This window comes from Streptomyces specialis, assembly GCF_001493375.1.
GTDB classification, from domain to species: domain Bacteria; phylum Actinomycetota; class Actinomycetes; order Streptomycetales; family Streptomycetaceae; genus Streptomyces; species Streptomyces specialis.
This window is the reverse complement of the sequence record NZ_LN929897.1, coordinates 908,337-923,831: the sequence shown is the minus strand read 5'-3', so window position 1 is coordinate 923,831 and position 15,495 is coordinate 908,337. Positions and strand designations below refer to the sequence as shown.

At 72.2% G+C, this 15,495-nt stretch carries 15 protein-coding genes; 9 read left to right on the top strand and 6 right to left on the bottom strand.

Features of this window, described 5'->3' with window-relative positions:
- Positions 1–312 precede the first annotated feature (312 nt).
- From BN2279_RS26870 to BN2279_RS26850, 5 genes are all read left to right on the top strand, one after another.
- The gene (locus BN2279_RS26870) at positions 313–516 is read left to right on the top strand and encodes a cold-shock protein (protein ID WP_010986199.1); all 204 of its coding nucleotides are present in this window, start codon (positions 313–315) and stop codon (positions 514–516) included.
- Between the two features lie 319 nt (positions 517–835).
- Positions 836–2,314, top strand: a complete 1,479-nt coding sequence (locus BN2279_RS26865; protein WP_059013600.1) for a DEAD/DEAH box helicase — start codon at positions 836–838, stop codon at positions 2,312–2,314.
- Between the two features lie 100 nt (positions 2,315–2,414).
- Positions 2,415–2,675 carry an SCO5918 family protein gene (locus BN2279_RS26860; RefSeq protein WP_059013599.1) on the top strand — a complete coding sequence of 87 codons (261 nt, stop codon included), beginning with the start codon at positions 2,415–2,417 and terminating at the stop codon, positions 2,673–2,675.
- Positions 2,676–2,889: 214 nt separating this feature from the next.
- Positions 2,890–3,159 (top strand): helix-turn-helix domain-containing protein, encoded by a 270-nt coding sequence (locus BN2279_RS26855; RefSeq protein ID WP_407702319.1) that lies wholly within the window; start codon positions 2,890–2,892, stop codon positions 3,157–3,159.
- Positions 3,160–3,203: 44 nt separating this feature from the next.
- On the top strand, positions 3,204–3,848 hold the full coding sequence (locus tag BN2279_RS26850) for a class I SAM-dependent methyltransferase (RefSeq protein ID WP_059013597.1): 645 nt from the start codon (positions 3,204–3,206) through the stop codon (positions 3,846–3,848).
- On the opposite strand, the gene BN2279_RS26845 is transcribed toward BN2279_RS26850, so the two are convergent.
- Positions 3,845–5,056 (bottom strand): serine hydrolase domain-containing protein, encoded by a 1,212-nt coding sequence (locus BN2279_RS26845; RefSeq protein ID WP_059013596.1) that lies wholly within the window; start codon positions 5,054–5,056, stop codon positions 3,845–3,847. The two genes, BN2279_RS26850 and BN2279_RS26845, sit on opposite strands and share 4 nt — an antisense overlap.
- 245 nt (positions 5,057–5,301) lie before the next feature.
- On the opposite strand from BN2279_RS26845, the gene BN2279_RS26840 reads away from it, so the two are divergent.
- Entirely contained in the window at positions 5,302–6,258 is a 957-nt protein-coding gene (locus tag BN2279_RS26840) for an esterase/lipase family protein (RefSeq protein WP_059013595.1), read from the top strand.
- A 54-nt stretch (positions 6,259–6,312) separates the two neighbouring features.
- On the opposite strand, the gene BN2279_RS26835 is transcribed toward BN2279_RS26840, so the two are convergent.
- Positions 6,313–7,920, bottom strand: a complete 1,608-nt coding sequence (locus BN2279_RS26835; protein WP_059013594.1) for a carboxylesterase/lipase family protein — start codon at positions 7,918–7,920, stop codon at positions 6,313–6,315.
- A gap of 121 nt (positions 7,921–8,041) precedes the next feature.
- On the opposite strand from BN2279_RS26835, the gene BN2279_RS26830 reads away from it, so the two are divergent.
- Together BN2279_RS26830 and BN2279_RS26825 are read left to right on the top strand one after the other, a co-directional pair.
- Positions 8,042–8,593, top strand: a complete 552-nt coding sequence (locus BN2279_RS26830) for a PadR family transcriptional regulator (RefSeq protein ID WP_059013593.1) — start codon at positions 8,042–8,044, stop codon at positions 8,591–8,593.
- Between the two features lie 265 nt (positions 8,594–8,858).
- A complete protein-coding gene (locus tag BN2279_RS26825) occupies positions 8,859–10,625 on the top strand; it encodes a SpoIIE family protein phosphatase (protein WP_059013592.1) in 1,767 nt (588 codons plus the stop codon).
- 25 nt (positions 10,626–10,650) lie between these two features.
- Here BN2279_RS26825 and BN2279_RS26820 read toward each other — a convergent pair whose 3' ends face one another.
- The 4 genes from BN2279_RS26820 to BN2279_RS26805 form a co-directional block, all read right to left on the bottom strand.
- Entirely contained in the window at positions 10,651–11,925 is a 1,275-nt protein-coding gene (locus BN2279_RS26820; protein WP_059008791.1) for an amidohydrolase family protein, read from the bottom strand.
- 126 nt (positions 11,926–12,051) lie between these two features.
- Entirely contained in the window at positions 12,052–12,966 is a 915-nt protein-coding gene (locus BN2279_RS26815; protein ID WP_059013591.1) for a dienelactone hydrolase family protein, read from the bottom strand.
- Positions 12,967–13,388: 422 nt separating this feature from the next.
- Positions 13,389–13,895 carry an OsmC family protein gene (locus BN2279_RS26810; protein WP_059013590.1) on the bottom strand — a complete coding sequence of 169 codons (507 nt, stop codon included), beginning with the start codon at positions 13,893–13,895 and terminating at the stop codon, positions 13,389–13,391.
- A 344-nt stretch (positions 13,896–14,239) separates the two neighbouring features.
- Entirely contained in the window at positions 14,240–15,151 is a 912-nt protein-coding gene (locus tag BN2279_RS26805; RefSeq protein WP_059013589.1) for a LysR family transcriptional regulator, read from the bottom strand.
- Between the two features lie 176 nt (positions 15,152–15,327).
- Between BN2279_RS26805 and BN2279_RS31290 the strand changes: the two genes are divergently transcribed.
- Positions 15,328–15,417, top strand: a complete 90-nt coding sequence (locus BN2279_RS31290) for a putative leader peptide (RefSeq protein WP_324612874.1) — start codon at positions 15,328–15,330, stop codon at positions 15,415–15,417.
- Positions 15,418–15,495 lie beyond the last annotated feature (78 nt).

The window sequence follows — 15,495 nt, the reverse complement described above, 5'->3', positions numbered from 1 at the left end:
CGTCTGACGCGTCCAATGTGTAAAAGAGACAGGAATATCTGAGACCGCGACTGGAGAATTCCCCTCGCGACAGAGTCGGTTTTCCCCCGCCCCCGCGAGCGAGAGCAAAACCACTCGCGCATCACGATCCGACCCGTGCTAGTGTGAATCCTGGTTGCAGTTGTGGTTCCCAAGGCTTCGAGCGCCTCGCCGGGTTTATTCCGGCGGGATCGCTTTTGTGTTTCCGGTGTTTTTTCCGGTGGGGCAATCATCGCGGCGACACTGGGTCTCGCACAGTGCGGGCCCGGACACTGCCCCGAAGGAGAATTAATTATGGCTACTGGCACCGTGAAGTGGTTCAACGCGGAAAAGGGCTTCGGCTTCATCGAGCAGGACGGCGGCGGCGCCGACGTCTTCGCCCACTACTCCAACATCGCCACCCAGGGCTTCCGTGAGCTCCAGGAAGGCCAGAAGGTGACCTTCGACGTCACGCAGGGCCAGAAGGGCCCGCAGGCCGAGAACATCGTTCCCGCCTGACGCTGACGCGGAACACGCGGCTGGGGACCGCACCTTCGGGTGCGGCCCCAGCCTGCCGCTTTCTTGCGGCTCCCCCTGCTTCTCTCTCCCCGACTCCTCCGGTCGCCCGTCATTCGCACAGGGTCACGACCGAGCCGTTTCGGTTTCCCCCAGGGCTTGTTCATCGCCTGTTCAGGCGCCGGCCCTCCCGGCGACGCATTGCGAAGATTTCTCTTCCCGGCGTCGCTCGTCTTTTTTCCGGCCCGTCTCTTGCGATTCTTCATGCGGCTCATTGCCTCCGAGGATTTCTCGATACGCGCCGCATCGAGAAAGGTTCTCCATGAACCGCACAGTTCGTACGGACAATCGCGTCCCCCGCACCGGCGCCACGCGCGGCAGGGACGGCCACCGCCCGCAGGGCCCGGGCCGGGCCACCGGCCGCGCCGGGGGCACTCCGCGCCGCCCGCAGAACCTCCAGGGCGAGTTCGCGGCCCCGGTCACCCTCTCCCCCGCGCTTCCCCCGGTCGCGGCCTTCGCCGAGCTGGACATGCCCGCTCCGCTGCTGGCCGCGCTCGCCGCCGAGGGGCTGTCCAAGCCCTTCCCGATCCAGGCCGCCACCCTGCCGAACGCGCTGGCCGGCCGTGACGTGATGGGCCGGGGCCGTACCGGCTCGGGCAAGACCCTCGCCTTCGGCCTCGCGCTGCTGGCCAGGACCGCCGGCCGGCGCGCGGAGCCCCGCAGGCCGCTGGCGCTGATCCTGGTCCCCGCGCGGGAGCTGGCCCAGCAGGTCACCGACGCGCTCACCCCCTACGCCAGGGCCTCGCGGCTGCGGCTGGCCACGGTCGTCGGCGGCGTGTCGATCCGGCGGCAGACCAACGCGCTGCGCGACGGCGCCGAGGTGGTCATCGCCACCCCCGGACGGCTGCGGGACCTCACCGAGCGGGGCGACTGCCGTCTCGACGACGTGGCGATCACCGTTCTGGACGAGGCCGACCAGATGGCCGACATGGGATTCATGCCCCAGGTCACCGCCCTGCTCGACCAGGTGCGCCCCGACGGCCAGCGGATGCTGTTCTCGGCGACGCTCGACCGGAACATCGACCGGCTCGTCCGCCGCTACCTGAACGACCCGGTGGTGCACTCGGTGGACCCCTCCGCGGGCGCCGTCACCTCGATGGAACACCACGTGCTCCATGTGCAGGCGTTCGACAAGGAGGCCGCGGCCACCGAGATCGCCGCCCGCGACGGCCGGGTGATCATGTTCCTGGGCACCAAGCACGCCGCCGACCGGCTGACCCGGCATCTGCTGAGCAACGGCGTACGCGCCGCCGCGCTGCACGGCGGCAAGTCGCAGTCGCAGCGCACCCGGACCCTGGACTGGTTCAAGACCGGCCACATCACCGTTCTGGTGGCCACCAATGTGGCGGCCCGCGGCATCCATGTCGACGACCTCGATCTGGTCGTCAACTTCGATCCGCCGAAGGACCACAAGGATTACCTGCACCGGGGCGGCCGTACCGCCCGCGCGGGTGAGTCGGGCAGTGTCGTCACCCTCGTCCTGCCCGGTCAGCGGCGCGAGATGAGCCGGCTGATGGCGGACGCCGGGATCACCCCGCACAGTGCCCAGGTCCGTTCGGGCGAGGCCGAGCTGAGCCGCATCACCGGCGCGCGGACCCCCTCGGGGATACCGGTCGTCATCGGCACGCCGGTCGCCGCACGCGCCCCCCGGCGCGGTGGCTCCCCGTCGCGCCGGCCGCACAGCCGCACCGCCCGCGGGACGGGGCAGCGGCGCGCGGGGGCCCCGCGCGACCCCGCGTGACGTCCGGGGGCACCCCGGTCCGTCATCCCCTCGCACGACCGCACGACCGCTCAACGGTCCGGGCCCCCCGCCCGGTCCTCACCCGCCCCGTGGAGGCCCGATGCGCTGCATCATCGCCCGGTTCCCCTTCGACCTCATGAAGAGCGAGGTCGAGCAATCGATGAAGGGCGTCAAGCCCGAGCCCGTGGTCGGCGCGTCCGTGATCATCGGCCGCCGCACGTTCCCGATCATGCAGGTCGGCCAGGTGATCACCGGCCAGGACCGGCGTGACTTCACCGCGGGCGAGGTGATGAGGGCGCTGAGCCGGCTGGGCTTCACCTGCCGTCCGGCCTCCGAGCTGGCGCCTCCGCACAGCGTCTGAGCAGAAAACCTGCGATGGCCGCAGTAGACATCTCGGGCTGATCGGGATAGATTTCCCGATCAGCCAGGACAGCACGTCGGCGTTGTCCTGTGGGGCCCTGGTGCCGGAGGCATCAGGGCCCCTCGACGTGTCCCGCAACGAGGTGTAAGTGACAGCGAACGACAGCCCCGCCCCGCTGAGCCGTCTCGATGACGACGACTACCCCGCGTACACGATGGGCCGGGCCGCCGAGATGCTCGGCACGACGCCCGCCTTCCTCCGGGCCCTCGGCGAGGCCCGGCTGATCACGCCCCTGCGGTCCGAGGGCGGCCATCGCCGCTTCTCCCGTTACCAGTTGCGGATCGCCGCACGCGCCCGCGAGCTGGTCGACCAGGGCACCCCGATCGAGGCGGCCTGCCGGATCATCATCCTGGAGGACCAGCTCGAAGAGGCCCGCCGCATCAACGAGGAGCTGCGCCGCCCGGCCGCCGGCCCGGGCTCCTGAACCGCCGCCGCCGGGGGTGCGCACCGCTGTGCGATGCTGTCCCGGTGTCCAGTGCGATAGATCACGACCGTGTGCGTCAGAGCTACGACACGGTGGCCGAGGAGTACCGCAGCCGCATCGGCGGGGAACTGGCCCACAAGCCCCTGGACCGGGGGCTGCTGACCGCGCTCCTGGAGCAGACGGAGCCGGGCGCGCCCGTCGCGGACCTCGGGTGCGGCCCGGGACACGTCACGGCGTGGCTCGCGGAGCGCGGTGCCCCGGCCGTGGGGATCGATCTCTCCCCGGGGATGGTCGCCGTCGCCCGCCGCGCGTACCCGGAGGCGGAGTTCCGCGAGGGCGACCTGCTCCATCTGCCCGCGGCCGACGCCGAGTTCGGCGCGGCCGTGGCGCTCTACTCGATCATCCACCTCGCACCGGAGGAACTGCGGCCCGCGTTCGAGGAAATGCGGCGGGTGCTGCGTCCCTCGGGCCTGCTGCTGGTCGCGTTCCACCTCGGCTCCCACGTCCTGCACCACACCGAGTGGTGGGGTCACGAGGTCGACGTGGACTTCCACTTCCTCGACATGGCGGCCGTGTCGGCGCTGCTGCGGGACACCGGATTCGCCGTCGAGGCGACCCTGGAGCGGACGCACCACGCGGAGGAGGCCGAGACCCGCCGCGGCTACCTCCTGGCCCGCCGCGCGGCCTAGTCGCCGGACGGGGCCGGGCACAGGGCGTTGTCGAGCATGGCGCGGGTCGCGTCGTCCTGAGCCTGCTGGCGTTCGTCGAAGGTGATCGTGAAGACGGCGGCCGAGGCGGCGGCCGTGCCGTCGTCCGTGACGGCGGTCTCCGAGACGGTGCCGAACGAGGTGCCGCCGTGGAACCACAGTCCCTCGCCGTCGCCGCACCGGGGCGCCCAGGCGATGCCCAGGCCGTAGGCGGTGCCGGGGCCGTAGAAGTCCTCGGCCGGGACGGTGTCCTTCATCCGCGCGAGCTGTTCCGGCGCGAGCAGCGTGCCGTCCATCAGCGCCCGCAGGAACGTGATCATGTCGTGGGTGGTGCTGATGATCCCGCCGTCGGCGCCGCCGCCCACCGCCAGGGTGGTGTCCACGAGTTCGTCGTCACCGGGGAAACGGGTGTACCCGGAGGCCGTCGGCCGCGGCACGTACGCCGAGGTGCCGGGGGTGAGGGTGTGGTCGAGGCCCAGTGGTTCGATGATCCGCTCGTGCACCTCCTGCTCCCACGAGTTGCCGGTGGCCTCCTCGACGATCATCCCGGCCAGCACGTAGTTGGTGTTGGAGTATCCCCAACGGGTCTCCGCGGCGGGGTCGTTCGCGGAGGGCAGCCAGAGGGGCGGCCGGGTCATGGCCAGGGCCACCTGCTCCTCGTCGGACATGGGGGTGAACCGGCTCTCCCGGTACGCTTCCGGTGTCAGCGCGCTGGGGTCGCCGAAGAGGATGTCGGTGTAGTTGGCCAGTCCGCTGGTCTGCCGCAGCAGGTTCTCCACCGTGATCCGGGTGCCGTCGTTGCCGTTGCCGCTCACCACGCCGGGCAGCCACTGTTCCACGGTGTCGTCGAGGCCGAGGACGCCCTCGGCGACGAGTTGCAGGGCGACCACGGCGGTGAAGGGCTTGGTGTCGCTGCCGATGCGGAAGTAGGCGGCGCGCGGCACCGGTTCGCCGTCGGCCAGGTCGGCGACCCCGGCGCGCGCCCAGGCGGTGTCGCCGTCCGCGTCCCGCGTCTCCACGAGTACGCCCGTCGCCCCCGTGGCCCACACCGCCCGGGCGTCCCGCCGCAGGGCCCCGCCGTCGTCCGGGTCGCCCGCCGCGCCCGCCGCCGCGCCGGTCACCAGGGCGGTGAGCCCGACTCCGGCCGCCGCGATGCCCAGCCGTACCAGCGCCGTTCCCCGTGTGCCCATCGTCGCCGCCCTTCCTCGTGCCGTGTTCCGCTTCCTCACCGACGACGCTAGGCGGCCCGCGACGGCGGAGCCATCCGGCGGCCCGGAGGCCCGGGGTGGGGCTACCCCCCGGGCGGAAGGGCGGGGATTTCCGCGCGCACGCCTCTTGTCAGGCCGCCACCCGGCTCCTACTTTCGAGTAACCAAAATGTGAAACACCACTGTTTCACTTGCCGGAACGTTGCTTCGACGATGAGGCGGACCCACATGACGACGACACGACGCTGGTTCGCCGGCACGGCCACGGCACTGGCCCTGACGGCGACCGCGCTCACCACCGTGCCCGCCGCCACGGCAGGGGCGGGGGAGGCGGACGACCCGGCGTACGCCGTGGGCGGCCTCTCGGAGGGGGTGAGCAACTTCTTCCTCAGCCCCGGTGCCGTCGAGGGCGCCAATGACTGGGAGTGCCGGCCGACCGAGGAACACCCCGACCCGGTGGTGCTCGTGCACGCCACCGGGGTGAGCCTCGGCTCCAACTGGGCGCGGATAGCGCCGACTCTGGCCAACGAGGGGCACTGCGTCTTCGCCTTCGACTACGGCATGGGCCTGTTCTCGTTCTTCGGCCGGGTCGGCGGCCTGACGGGCGTCGCGGGGTCCGCCGGGACGATGGACGCGTTCGTGGACCGGGTCCTGGCGGCCACCGGCGCCGAACAGGTCGACCTCGTCGGGCACTCGCAGGGCGGCATGATGCCGCACTACTACATCAAACGGCTCGGCAGCGCCGAGAAGGTGGACAGCTTCGTCGCCATCGCGCCCAGCAACCACGGCACTTCGCTGAACGGGCTGGTCAACCTCGGTGAATCCCTCGGCCTTCTGGGCCTCTTCAACGGCCTGTTCGACGTGCTCGGCATGCAGGGGCTGAAGGACCAGGAGACGGGCTCGGACTTCCAGGAGGCGCTGTTCGCCGACGGGGACACCGTGCCCGGCGTGCGGTACACCGTCATCACCACCGAGAACGACAGCGTCGTCACCCCGTACACCAACTCCTTCCTCGACGGGGACGACGTCACCAACATCCTGATCCAGGACCAGTGTCCCGACAGCCCGGTCGGACACGTCGGCATGGCCTTCGACGGCCCCACGACGGAGAACGTCGTCAACGCGCTGGGCGCGGCCGACCCGGACTTCCAGCCCACCTGCGCGGACTACGGCCTCTCCTTCTGACCACGCGCCCGCGCCCCCGGCGGTGGTTCCGCCGGGGGCGCGGCGCGTCGCGTCTCAACGGTCCGCCGCGGCCTCCCACACGTCGCAGTGGTGTGCTTCCGGCAGCGTGCCGGTGACGGCGTTGCCGCCCGCGGAGGCGGTGCGGAGCTGGAGCACCTGCCCGGGGTGCGCGCCCTGTTCCGGCATGGCCGCCTGGCGCGGGGCGCGCGGCGGTGAGCCATGGACGAACGAGCCCCAGTAGGCGGTCATCTGCGCCGACAGGGCGCGCTGTTCCGCCGTGAACTCCGGTGCGCGGCCGTAGGGCTTGAACAGGTAGTTCAGCTCGGCCGCGTGCGTGGCGCCGAAGTCGAAGTCCGCGTCGTCGGGGAGCGAGGCGAACAGCGGCGAGGTCCGGTCGGCGAATTCGTAGGCGTAGACCCGGCCTCGCTCGGCCAGGAGCGGGTCGAGGCGCAGGGCCGGGCAGGCGAAGAGCTGGTCCCCGACGGCCGCGGCGTAGGCGTAGGCGGGCCGCTCGTAGGCGCTGAGCGGGTAGGCGGCCAGGACCTCGGCGGCGGTCTCCTCGCCGAAGGCGGCGGTGACGGCCGCCGGATAGGCGTCGGCGGTCAGCGTCCGGCCCCAGCGGTCGAAGGTGTCGTAGGCGAAGACCAGGCCCTCGTCGCTGTTGGCGCCGTTCATGACGGGAACGGGGGCCGCCCGTCCGGAGGCGAACGCCTCGGCGGGCTGGAGCGGCAGTTCACGTCCGCCAACGGTGTAACGCCAGTCGCGCGACTGGGCGTCGAGTATCTCCCCGGCGGGCTTGGCGCGCAGGCAGGCCGCGGCGCTCGCGGGGTCGGCGCAGCCCAACCGCTCGGCGAGGGCCAGGCTTTGGGCCTCGGCCTCGTCGCGGGTGCGGCCCGCGCAGTCGCCGAAGGCGCCGCTCTGGATGATGGCGGCCCGGAACAGGCCGCGGGCGGACGGTGAGGCGAGCTGGGCGCAGACCGCGCTGCCGCCCGCCGACTCGCCCGCGATCGTCACCCGGCCGGGGTCGCCGCCGAAGCGGTCGATGTTGGACCGCACCCAGCGCAGGGCCTGTTGCTGGTCCAGGAGCGCGAAGTTGCCGGTGGTGCCGGGGAGGGTGAGGAAACCCATCGCGCCGAGGCGGTAGTTGAGGGTGACGACGACGGTGCCGGTGCGGCGGGCGAACTCGTCGGGAACGATGTCGCGTCCCGCGCCGCCGACGTTGCCGCCGCCGTGGATCCAGACCATGACGGGCAGCCGTGCCGCGTTCCGGGCGGTGGGCGGGGTGTAGACGTTGACGTCGAGGCAGTCCTCGGTGGTGTGCCGCTCCTCGAAGCCCGGTGCCCAGTAGGTGTTCTGGGCGCAGTAGTCGCCGTACTCGGTGGCGTCCCGCACGCCCCGCCAGTCCTGGGCGGGCCGGGGGGCGCGCCAGCGCAGGTCGCCGGTGGGTGCCTGGGCGTAGGGGATGCCGAGGAACTGCCGTCCCTCGTCGGTGGATTCGCCGCGTACCCAGCCGTTGTCGGTACGGACGAGGGTGGCGGATGACCCGCCGTGCCGGTCGGCTCCGCCGGCGTGGGCGGGGAGGGGTGCGAGAGCGGTGGCGGCGACGGCGAGGAGCAGCAGGGTCCGGCGCACGCGGCGCGGGAGGATGGCGGGCAGCGGCATAGGGTCTCCAGACGGCAGGGGCCTGTCCCGGCCGGGTGAGCGCCCCGGCTGCCGAGAGCATAGGTGCCGAGTGTCATAGATGACTAGTGGTACGCGGAAGGGAAGGGGGAGCGAGAGGGAGATGAAGTTCGAGCATGTGCTGCTCGGATTCGTGGCGATGCGTCCCTGCACGGGCTATGACCTCAAGCGCTGGCTGAACAGCGAGATGGGCCGGATGATCCGGCTGCGCACCCAGCAGAGCCAGATCTACCGGACGCTGAACCGCATGGCGGCCGATGGCTGGGTCACTCCGACGGTGGAGCGCAACGAGGGACGCCCGGATTCGAAGGTGTACCACGTCACCCCGGCGGGGGAACGGGAGTTGCGGGCCCGCCTGGCCGAACCGTACGAACCGCCGCCCGATTTCGGTGACCCTGAGTTCCTGATCCGCTACACCTTCGCGATCTTCCTCACCGCGGAGGAGCAGATCGGCCTGGTGCGCACCGAGTTGGAGGCCCGCCGGGCGCAGACGGAACGCTTCCGCGCCCGAGAGATCCGCGAGGAGCCGTGGCTGCCGGGCGTGGACGTCCCGAGGATGACGCGCATCCTGGACCACGTCCACGACTACAAGGGCCGCACGCTGGAGACGCACGTGAGCTGGCTGGAACGAACCCTGGCCGAACTCACCGGGTGAACGGCACGGCGCGACATCGTCCCGGAGGCGGTCACGCGGCCGGGCAGGAGCGGATCGGGGTGGTCCGGACATCCCGTGCCGGAGGTCGCCGCCGACCCCGCCGGAGGGCCGGGCCGGCGCGTCGGCCGGTGGGTGGTGCCGCGCGCCGGAGGGGGCGTGGGTGGTGACCTCCTTCTGGGTAGAAGAGCCGGGGGGGGGGGGGTGGGGGGGGAAGGTGGTGTCAGCGCCACCGTGCGCGGCGAAGCGGCGAAAGAGGAGAACGGGCATGATCGCTCCGGACGCGGACGGCAGAGCCGGGCGGTCGCGTCCGCCGGAGACAAGACGGGCGCGACGCGGCCTGCCGGACCTGCCGGACCTGCCTGACCTGGGCGTTTACGTGGTGGACGACGAAGGACGGATCGTCGACGTGAACCGCCGGGCCGAGACGCTGCTGCGGCGGGACGCCGCCGATCTCCTCGGCCAGGACGCCCACGATCTGCTGCACCGGTACAGCAGCGGGCACTCCCTGCCCCGCGCCCAGTGCCCGATGATGCACGCCTTCCTCGACCGCAGGACCGTCCAGGCCGACCGGGGATGGTTCCAGCGCGGCGACGGCTCACCGCTGCCGATGGCGTGGATGGTCACCCCCTACGAGATCGGCGGGAAAGCGGCCGGCGCGATGGTGCTCTTCCACGAGACCACGTCCGCCGAGGTCACCGAGTGGGAGCGGCACGACCCCGCCGCGCCGCTGTCGGAGCTGGACCGCCTGGCCCTGCTCGCCGAGACGACGACGCTGCTCACCTCCACCCTCGACACCGACGAGGCGCTGCGGCGGCTGGTCCGGCTGGTGGTGCCGCGCCTGGCGGACTGGGCGGTGGTGGACCTGATCACCGAGCACGGCGAGGTCTGGCGCACCGCCGTGGTGGGCCACGACAACGGCGTCCTGGCGCCCCGGGAGGATCTCCAGGGGCCGATGCCGCCCGTTCCGCCGGAGTCCCCGATGCCCCTGTCGCGGGCGCTGCGCGGCGCCGCCTCGACGCTGGCCGGGCCGGAGAACTACCAGGGCCCCCCGGACTCGGGCATCGCGGTCGCGCAGGCGGAGCTGTTCCGGGCGACGGGCATGCACTCCGCCGCCATCGCGCCGATCCGCGGTCTGCGGGAGGTCATCGGCGCGCTGACGCTGGGCCGCTCCGGGCCGTCCGGCGCGTTCGGCGGCGTGGAGCTGTCGCTGCTCAACGACATCTGCCGCCGCGCGGGACTGGCGCTGGACAACGCGCGCCTGTACCAGCGGCAGCGCCGGGTCGCCGAGACGATGCAGCGCCATCTGCTGCCGCAGCTCCCGGACGTGCCGGGCCTGGAGATGACCGCGCGCTATGTGCCCGCGCCGCAGGCGTCACAGGTCGGCGGCGACTGGTACGACGCGTTCGTCCTGCCCAACGGGGTGACCGCCCTGGCGATCGGCGACGTGGTCGGGCACGACCTCGACGCGGCGGCCGGCATGGCGCAAGTGCGCAACATGCTGCGGGCCCACGCCTGGTCCCACGGGGAGCCCCCCAGCTCGATCGTCGAACGGCTCGAACAGTCCGTGGTGCACCTGGCCGAGGCGTCGCTGGCCACGCTGGTCTTCGGCCAGTTGGAGCAGCTCACGGACGGGACGTGGCAGCTCCGCTGGACCAACGCGGGGCACCCGCCGCCGCTGCTGATCGAGGCCGCGGGGCAGTCCCGTTTCCTCGACGCCGGGGCCGGTCTGCTGCTCGGCACCGGCATAGCCGCGGTCCGCACCGACGCGGTCGTGTGCCTGCCGCCCCTGGCGACCCTGGTCTTCTACACCGACGGCCTGGTCGAGTCACCCGGCCGCTCGATCGACGAGGGCCTGGCGCGCCTGCGCCGGCACGCCGCCGCGCTGGCGCACCGCCCGCTGGACACGTTCTGCGACCTGCTCCTCGACCGCGTCCGGCCGGTCGCCAACGAGGACGACGTCGCCCTGCTCGCCCTCCGCATCCCCGTCCCCGGCGGTACCCCGTCCCTCCGGCCCGGGACCGGCCGGGCCTGACAGGGCGCGGCGCCGTTCGGGGCCGTCAGCCGTGTCGGCCACGAGCCGTGGCCCCGGCCCGGCCGGTGAGGGCTTCGGAGCGGTACTCCCAGCCGGCCCTGACGAGCCGGTGGCGCAGGTCGGGGCCGCCGCCGGTGTGGGCGCAGACCCAGTCGAGTTCGTCGTCCAGGGTGATGCCGAAGAGGCCGGGGTCGTCGGTGGAGACGACGAACGGGAGGCCGGCGGCCAGGAACCGGTGCACCGGGTGGCGGGCGGGGTCGGTGATGCCCGCGATCCTGCGGTTCGACGTCGGGCAGACCTCGATGACCGCGCCGGAGGCACGGACCCGGCCCATCGCGAACTCCTGGCGGCGGCCCACCTCTTCGAGCCGCGCGGTGTCGTAGGCGACGGTGACCGTCGCGGTGGCGGGCAGCGCCGCGAGCCGGGCGAGTTCCGCGCGCAGGGCGGGCGGATCGACGGGGACCCCGTGGGCGCGCAGGGCCTCGCCGTGGCGGAGGTCGTAGGCGATCTGGTCCCGCCGCTCGGCCACGGACTCCTCGCGGGTGTGCGTACCGAACAGGCGGGGATCGACGCCCAGCGCGATGGCGTGGCCCAGGCGGTGCGCCCCGGCCTCGGCGGCCTCCTGCACCCACCGCACGGCGCTCTCCAGGCTCTTGTCGGTGAAGCTCTCGCCCACGTGGTAGAGGATGGCCAGCGCGCGTTCGGGGTGGACGGCGTTGAAGTCCCGTACGGCGGAGAAGAACGCGGCCTTGTCCTTCGGCGGCCGGCCTTCCTCGACGCCGCAGAAGTCGATGCCGGTCAGCGCGTGCCCGTGCGGGCCGAGCGCCAGTTCCCTGACGTGTTCCCAGCCCGTCCAGGGGTCCTGGCGGTCGAGGGTGATGGCGAAGCGCTCGATCACGCTCGTGCCGCTGCCGCCGGACAGCGCCGGCAGCATGTCGGCACTGATCCTCAACTCCGCGTACGCCAGGCCCTGTCGCGCCTGATCGGCGCGGATGCCCGCGGCGAGGTCCGTGACGTCGGTCGGCGTCACCCACAGCAGATTGGCCTTGGCCTGGAACCGGGCGAACGTCCCGGCGTCGTCGTCGCCGAACACGAAGAGCTTCTCGAAGTCCGCCTCCGCTCCGGCGTCTCCGCGCCGGTACCGCTCGACCACCTCCCGGGTGGGCGGCACGGCCCCGTAGGCGGCGGCCATCTCCGTCTCGTACCAGTCCCACAGCACGCGGTCTCCCGCGGCGAGGCGGCGCAGGTGGTCCGCCGGACGGACACAGCCGTGGAAATGCAGGTGCGATTCGCTCAGCACGCGCCCACCCTCACACCCGACGGCCGCGGCGGGCAACGGATTTCCGCGCGCGACCGCGGTAACACGGGCGCCCGGCCCGGACGTGTGAGAGGCGTCCGGGCCGGGCGTGCGAGGGGGTGGTGCGGGTCAGGAGCCGAGGCAGGCCCTGCGCGATTCCTCGACCGCGCTGCTGGGTGCGGGGGGCGGGCAGAGGAACTGCTCGTAGCGGGTGTCGGTGTCGATATACCGCTTGGCGAAGGCGCGGGGGTACTGGCCGATGGTGGGGTCGTAGCTGGTGGGGGTGAGGTGGTCGGCCGGTGCGTTCAGCTCGATGTAGAACCGCTCCTGGGCGGAGGTGAGGGTGTTGTAGAACGGTTCGGCGTGGTCCTCGACCTCGGTGACGGTGTCGTTCTCGGCGCCGAAGATCATGGTGGGAACCGTGACCCAGGACCAGTTCTTCCAGGTGTGGTACGGGGTCAGGGGTATGGACGCCTGGAGGCTGGGGCGCAGGTAGGACGCGCGCAGGGCACCGCCGCCGCCCATGGAGTGACCGGCCACCGCCAGGCGGTTGGGGTCGATCCGGCTGCGCACGGAGCTGGTCTGCGTCAGGTAGTCCAGCGCGTCCAGCAACTGCTCACCACGGGCGTTCGGCTGGTCGTAGTTGGTGTTCTCCACATCGATGGTGAACACCACGAAGCCGTTGGACGCCAGCAGGCGGCCGTACCAGGCGATCGAGTTCTGGTAGCCGGTGTAGCCCGGCGAGATCGCGATGGCGCCGAACGTGCCCTGGCTGGTGTCCGTCGGGTAGTAGATCGTCCCACCGTCGTACGTCGCCTGGTCGGGCACGGTCACCGTGGCGTACGCGAACGGCCCCTCCTGGGCCTGGAGCGAGGCCAGGGTCGGGTCCGGCCCACGCCGGTACTCCTGCTCCCCGGCCGCCGCGGCGGTCCCGGAGAGGGCGGGGAGGGTCCCGGCACCCAGCAGGGCGGAGGCGGCGAGCACCCCGGTGAGGGCGAACCTCAGCCGCGCGCTGAGGCGTCTGCCACGAGGGCGGTGTCGCATGGGGGAACTCCTTCGTTCACATGGGCGAGGGGGTGCGGTGGACTGCCGCCCACCGGTCGCCCGCGTCATGGCCGGTCCTTGTCCATGACAAGCAGGCAGCCGGGACGTTACAAGCACGAAAACCGTTCGACAATGCCGAAAGCACAAGCAGCTTCCGGAATCGCACCCTCACCCGCGCATTTTGGCTTTGCCGTGACAAAAAATCGGCCATCCGATGCCCCTGTTCCAGCCAGGTCGGGGGCACCGCGCCCACCATCCGGGAGGGTCGATGCCGGTCGCCGTTCGGCAATGGCGAACAGATGGCTGACGCAGGTTTGATCGCGTCCCGGCGGGTAGCCGACTCTCCGCCATCGGCAGGTGGTGGGTGCGCAGGGGAAAGCGGTCCCGGACGCGAACGCGTCCGGGACCGCTCGCGCTGCTGGTCAGGCCCGGGTGGTGACCTTCAGCTCCGTGGTGACCGGGGTCGGGTTCCCGAACAGGTCGAACACCGGGCAGTGCGCGTCGGTGGCGGCCTGGAGTTCCTCGTACCGCTCGGCGCTCTCCGGCCCGGTCAGGGTCGCGGCGACCCGCACGGCGGAGAAACCGGGCCGCACGTCGTCGGCGAGACCGAAGAAGCCGCGTACGTCGAGGTCGCCCTCCGCCTCGACGGTGATGCCGTTCAGGGCGATGCCGAGCTTGGCCGCCCAGAACCGGTAGGCCACCACCTGGCAGGAGACCAGCGCGGCGAGGGCGTACTCCACGGGGTTCGCGGCGGTGTCCGCGCCGCCGAGCGTGGGCGGCTCGTCCACGGTCAGGACGTGCTGCCGCGCGCGGATGGTGGAGGCGACCCCGTCGGGGGACGAGCCGGCGGCGCGGAAGACGACCGAGGCGTTCTTCTCGTCGGCCGCGACGGCGGAGGCGGTCGCGTCGATGATCTGGGTCAGGGACAAGGGAGTTCTCCTTGCGGTGAGGGGGGAAGCGGGGTGCGGACACGCCGGGACGAGGGCGTGGCGCGGCACGCGCGGGAGCACGGCGGAGCCGGGAAGGGCACAGTCGGGAGGCGGCCGTCCGGCCGGACGCGACGGAGGACCGGGAGCGGGACGGACGGGGAGCCGCGGCGTGCGGGACCTTCCGGCCCCGGGTGGGACCGGCCTGGTCAGCGACAGCGCATGGTCGTGGACCTGAGCAGGTCCACGTAGAGGCAACGAACCAATCGGCGCCGGCGCGGCATACGGCCTTTGTAGCCGTGGCCGGGCGAGGCCGTCAAGAAGCGCCCGGGAACCGGGCGGCGCGGTCAGCCCGCGGCGCGGGTCAGCTCCGCCGCGCGGCGCACGAACGATCCGTGCAGGTCACGGACGGCGCGGGGGGTCGATCCCGCGATGCGGCGCTGGAGCACCAGCAGCACCCGGGTCCGGTCCCCCGCCACCGGCCGGTGGACGATCGCGCCACGCCGCTCCAGCGGGTCCCCGGCGACGCTGAAGTCCGGCAACACCGTGGCGCCCAGGCCCTCCGCCACCATCAGCTTGCCCATCTCGGCGCCGTCCGCCGTGCACGTGAACGACGGGCGGTGCCCGCGCAGCAGCCGGTGCAGGTACCGGTGCATCACATAGCCGGACCGCATGGCGATCAGCGGCTCCGTCAGCAGCTCGTCGGTGGTGATCTCCGGGCGGGACGCCAGCGGGCTGTCCGGGTGCAGGCACACCACGGGCCGTCCGCGCAGCAGCCGTGTCGTCTCCAGGTCCGGCGGCTGGTCGTCCCCCTCCAGGTAGTTGACCAGCCCCAGGTCGAACCCGCCTTCCAGCAGCCCGCGTTGGATCTCCTCCTGCCGGGCGTCGACCACCTCGACCCGCGTGGTGGGGTGGGCGGCCCCGAAGGCGCGGATGCCGGGGATCAGCAGGGGCACGGTCGCCGTGTTGACCGTGCCGAGCCGGACCGAGCGGCTGACGCGGTGCTGTTCGTCGGCCGCGCTCCGCAGCCGGTCCACCGCCTCCAGCACCCCGGCGATGTGCGGCAGGAGTTCGCGGCCCTCCTCGCTGATCTTCGCGCCGGACCGCTTGCGTTCCAGGATGTCCACGCCCAGCTCGCGTTCGAGATTGCGGACCGTCTCGCTCAACGCGGGCTGCGACATGTGCAGTTCTTCGGCGGCGCGGCGCAGCGAGCCGAACCGGGTGACCGCCGCGAGGTATTCGAGCTGTTCTATCCGCATGGCGTCCCTTCCGCTGCCCGTGCGAGGGGAACCCTATCGCCCTCCCGCCGACAGCGACTATCGAACGGCCCGTTCCGCCGTTATTCTGTGGATGGCTTTCCGGATCGGTCTCGGCATCCGAGATGTCCGCCGGATTTCCTTGACCCACGTGACGCACCCCTGTTTGGATCGGTGACATGAGGACTCGACCGGAGCTGACGCGGCGGCGGCACGTCGACTTCGCGCGTGTCTCCAGCGCCTCCTGTCGCCGCGCCGCCCGCGCCTGAACCCAGCAGGCCCGCGCGCCCCTTTCCCGTCACCGGTCCCCCGCGTCACCGCACGTCGGCGCGAGCGCCGGGCCGTGC